Source organism: Runella sp. R5_40, assembly GCF_057652295.1.
The window spans coordinates 1-2,390 of the sequence record NZ_JBYFCH010000056.1; the positions used below are offsets into that span (position 1 = coordinate 1).

At 48.0% G+C, this 2,390-nt stretch carries 1 pseudogene; it reads right to left on the bottom strand.

Going from position 1 to position 2,390, the window contains the following annotated elements:
* Positions 1-2,390 (bottom strand): annotated as a pseudogene (locus tag AC23N5_RS31315) (hypothetical protein); the annotation flags it as partial.

Consider the following 2,390-nt stretch of genomic DNA (forward strand, 5'->3'; position numbering starts at 1 on the left):
CCCCAACCTTTTTGATCCCAATAACGAATGCCTAGTTTATACAAACCTTTTGGTAACCCTGCATCGTAAACGTTACCACCTGCGCCATTATCTTGGTAAAAGCCGTAAGCAGGGTGGTTTTGGGCGTACAACTCCGTCCAGCCTTCACGGTTGGCATACATAAAGTAAGGCGCGTTGTTCTCATGCGTGTTGAAGGAACGAAGCACACCCATTTCTGGCGTCGCCAACATGTCGAACGTCAATGAACCGTTTGTCCCCAACGCACACGCATCCACGTTAATCGTCCAGTAGCGGGGGGCTTGTTTATTGGTATTTTCTACAAAATACAAAGTTGGATTCACCTGCGTGCTTTGTTCCAATTCGGGGCCGCCGTCGCGCGTGATGAACTGACTCCGCCAAACACTGGGGTCGTTGGTCTTCACCAATGATTTGCTTTCACCAATGTTAATCATCGTCACCACAAACGCATTCCAGTACACATCCTTGTGAACGCTTTCGGCGCTCTGACAGCCGCCTTCAAAAAGACACTTTGCCCAGTAACTCTGCTTCGTCACGTTGCTGAACGACACTTCAAAACTTGACGCAGTTACCCCCGTGTTCCAGAACGTTTGACTACCTGCAGGACAGTTCGCTGAAATTCTTACCGTTGTGCCCGTGCAGACGATGTCTTGCGAAACCGCCACCGCAGGTGCTTGGCTTATAGGTATCACTGTGTAAGTCACCACGTTACTCTTTTCACTCAAACAGCCGCCTCCCGCTTGACAACGGGCGTAATATGAACTCGTCTCCGTAGGTGTTTGATTGGGTAAAGACGACAACGCTACATTTGTCGCCGCATTGTACCAAATTGTCGCCATCGTTCCGCAAGTGGCTGTACCACTGAACAAAACTGGACTCCCACAACCACTCGTCACGTTCAAGCTCGCCACGGGAGCCGCCAAAGAGCTCGTAATCCGAAAACGCATCACCCCCGATTCTGACTCCACGCACGAAACGGTTCCGTCTGATTTGCGACAACGTACGCGGTAATTATGGTACTGATTATCTGCCAACTGCGTCGGTACAGCACTGCTATATTCGCCGCCATCTACCGAGTAAAGTAGCATTTCTCCTGCCGCACATGTTGCATTAAATGTAATTGAATTGCCTTCAATGTTACAAACCTCTTTGGTTTCTCCTACATTCACACTTACACCATCGGCAACTAGCGACACGTTTTGTGGCGTCGAAGCGCGGTAATTAATCGTCAATTCAATCGGTGAGGTATATGTCACAGCACAACTCGCATCACAGGCTGCTTGGTAGCGGTGGGGTTGGTTATTGGACAATTGGGAAACGGGGGCATTGGGTGACCAGTCACTCCACGCATTGCTTCCCACTTGCACCCGCCAAACAGGCGACCCCGAAACACAAGAACCCGAAACCGTAAACTGCAAACTATTAACTGGATTCGCATCCGTGTCGCAGAAAGTTTGAGCGTTGCCTTCGTTTAAGGTTTGTTGTAAAGTATTGAGCGTAATCGTGGGTTTGCCTTGAATTTTCACCTCCGCGCTACCAGTTTGAGTTTGACTACAGGCAGGCGTAGAACTTTCTTCTACACTCAATAGACTATACGTAAACAAACCAGATACACCCGTCGGAGCTGTTACAGTGGCGCTGTTGCCACTTGTGGTTGTCACCGTTTGCGGAGCACCATCGTTGATTTTATAAGTAAATTTGTAAGGTGTTGTTCCTCCATTACCCGTAAAAATAACCGTAGGGGAAGCTCCATCTTTGCAAGCAACACCCCCACCTGTAATAGTCGCCGTTGGCAGTGCTTTCATCGTCACTTGAATCGAAACCGTATTAGGGCAAGGGTTACTCCCATCGTTGACTGAGAAATACATCGTTTGAGTACCCGACAGTGCCAAATTAGTCAATGTGAAGGTATTGGATGCTTGGTCATACGTGCCCGCTTGGGTAGTGAGCAGGGCGTCGCTGTACCACGTACTACCCGCCGTAAAGTTATTGGCACCTCCGATTTGAAGGGCAGAAGTGCCTATTGTCCCACAAACCGCCATTGGAGCTACAATCATATCATTGTTGGTGACGTTTGGTATTGAATTACCTTGTGGATACTCAATGACGCCATCATTGGTCAATGCCGAATTGGTGTGCGTTTGCGCAGTATTAACAGTAAACAGTCCTGTGTTGGTAAATGTACCCGCATTGTTGAGATTATCAAAAATGGTAAGCTTGGCACAAGCATTATTGTTAAAGATTGAACCAGCCTCATTTTGTACCCCATCTACTGCCGTTTGTTTGATACTAATTTCTCCACCTGCATTGTTGTTAAACACGGCATTAACTCCTTGTACATTAGCTATACCGCTACCTGTCAAAGGACCATT